A 2,293-nucleotide genomic window follows, 5' to 3' on the forward strand; every position below is an offset into this window, starting at 1 on the left:
ATCTCGACGACCCGCCCCTGCCACGGCAGATCGCTCAAGCGGCGCACGTAATGGCTATGGACGCGACCTGTCTGGAAGTCGCAACAGGGACAGAGCGAGACCGTCGACTTCGGACGAGCAACAAGCACGACCTTGTCCGCTTGGGGAAGAACCTGGAAAATCGAAAGCTCGGGGGAAACCAGCGAGCGGAAGGCGTGGTGCAAGGCGAATCACGGGCGTCGATTGCGATTCCGACCTTATGCCCGCATTCATGCGGCTCGTGAATCCAGCGCTCTGCACCAAATATGCGGAAGAACCCAATCAGGATGAGAGCGCGTATTGCCTGATCGCCGCCGCGCACCGTCCTGATCTTTGTCGCTGCCATCCTTCCTCCGGAAGCTCTTGGTCGAAGCCCAGGCTTCAATCAGCGTGCCATCCACCGAGAAGTGATCGCTCGATAGCAGACGCTTGACCTTCGGCTGCGCCAAAAGCGCGTTCAGGAACTTGGCCGCAATCTCGCCCTCAAGCAGCCGGTCGCGGTTCTTCGAGAAGGTTGAATGGTCCCAAGCCGCATCATCCACCCCAAGCCCGACGAACCAGCGGAACAGAAGATCGAACTCCATCCGTTCCATCAAATGCCGTCCCGAGCGAACCCCATAGAACGCTTGCAGGAGCATCGCCCGAAGCAGCTTCTCCGGTGCGACCGAAGTCCGTATAGAGCTTGCCGAACTCCCCAAAAAGATCGCTCAGCGCCGCATTCGCCAAGTCCCGGATCACCCGTAACGGGTGGTCCACGCGAACCCGAGCCTCCAGGTCCACATAACTGAACAGCGAGCCGGACCGTTCGTCACTCCCCCGCATCGCGCCCCCAAGATAAAAATCCGATCCTAGAGAATCACGATCCGAAACGCTCCGCCACCAACTTCTTCAACAGCCTGCTAATCTTACTGCGTCACAAATGACGATCTATGTAGTGGTCGAACTTAATCGCACAACAAGGACATCTCGACAGCGTTCGGACGAGCCCATGCTCGAGCCGCCGTCGCATCGTCGCGATCGAGTTTGGAATGTGACGTTGGGTCCGCAGCGGCGGATCCGCGGGGTCTGTAATCTGCGGGAACGCGAGCGAGCGGGATCGGCCGGGCGCGCCGCCCGCCTGAGGGGGGAATCGTCTCCTGCTCGGAGATCAGGAATCCGTAGGCCGCAATGCACATCGTTGCGTGATGATGAAAGCCGCGCCAGCCGCGTCCCTCGAAGTGGCCGAGCCCGACCTCTTGCTTGAGGTCCTGATAGTCGCGCTCGATGCGCCAGCGCAATTTAGCCGTCTCAACGAGCGTCCGGAATGCCACTTCTTCCGGCAATGTCGAGAGCCAGTATTTGGTAGGCTGGTCCTCGCCTTTCGGCCATTCGATCAGCAACCATTCCTGCGCTCGCCGGGTGGTTTGCCAATAATCACGATGCGCGGCACGGACCCGCACGCGGGCAAAGCGCGAGGTCAGCTTTTCGTTCATTCCTTGCCGCCACGTGATGGTGCGCCAAGCTTGGGCCGGCAGGCCGATCGCGAGCGCCTTGACGGTGGTCGGCTGATGCTGACGGCTGCGGCGCATCAGTTTCGGTGGACGGCCGCGGCCCGACCATGGCTTCGGCGGCAAGGGACCGGGCGCCCATACCGTCGTGCTCGACAGAAGACCCGCCACATAGGTCAATCCCAGCGCCGTGATCTCCGTGCGCAGGTCGCTGTTGTTGCCATAGCCCGCGTCCATCAGCACGACACCGCGCGGAAGGCTGCCGCTCGCACAGGCCCACCGCAACTGCTCCAGCGCGATCTCCGGCTTGGTCTGGAAGCAGACTTCGGCAGGAATGCCCACCTTGCGCCGTCGATCGCGGTCCTCAGTCCATTCCTTCGGAAGATAAAGGCGGTAGGCGACAGGCAGGCTGGCGTGGTGATTGGCAATCGACAGTGACACCGCCACCTGACAATTATCCTGCTTGCCGAGCTGCCCGCAATATTGCCGCGCAACTCCAACCGAATGTCGCCCCTGCTTGGGAAATCCGGTGTCGTCGATGATCCAGGCTTCGATTGGGCCCCGGCGTTCAATCGCCGGCAGGACCATGGCGCGTACCTTGCCCAGCACCTTCTCATCCGACCAGGCGCCGCTGCCGACGAAATGCAGCAGCGATTGATGCTGGGCCGCCGTCCGCTCCGGAGCCGTCACCGCCGCCATCGGCTCCACGCTCTTGCGACCGCCACAGGCCATCAGGCCGACGCAATAGTCGCGCAGCGGCGCCTTCCGATCAGCATCACCGATGACAC

At 61.9% G+C, this 2,293-nt stretch carries 1 protein-coding gene and 2 pseudogenes; all 3 read right to left on the reverse strand.

Annotated features, from left to right (window positions below):
- Positions 1-203, reverse strand: a pseudogene (locus J6525_RS46200) (ISL3-like element ISAzs13 family transposase); the annotation flags it as partial.
- Positions 204-323: 120 nt separating this feature from the next.
- Positions 324-840 (reverse strand): annotated as a pseudogene (locus J6525_RS46205) (transposase); the annotation flags it as partial.
- A 122-nt stretch (positions 841-962) separates the two neighbouring features.
- Complete coding sequence (locus J6525_RS46210) at positions 963-2,288, reverse strand: IS701 family transposase (RefSeq protein ID WP_225649583.1); 1,326 nt, start codon at positions 2,286-2,288, stop codon at positions 963-965.
- Between the last annotated feature and the right edge of the window lie 5 nt (positions 2,289-2,293).

This window comes from Bradyrhizobium australafricanum, assembly GCF_020329495.1.
GTDB classification, from domain to species: Bacteria; Pseudomonadota; Alphaproteobacteria; order Rhizobiales; family Xanthobacteraceae; genus Bradyrhizobium; species Bradyrhizobium australafricanum.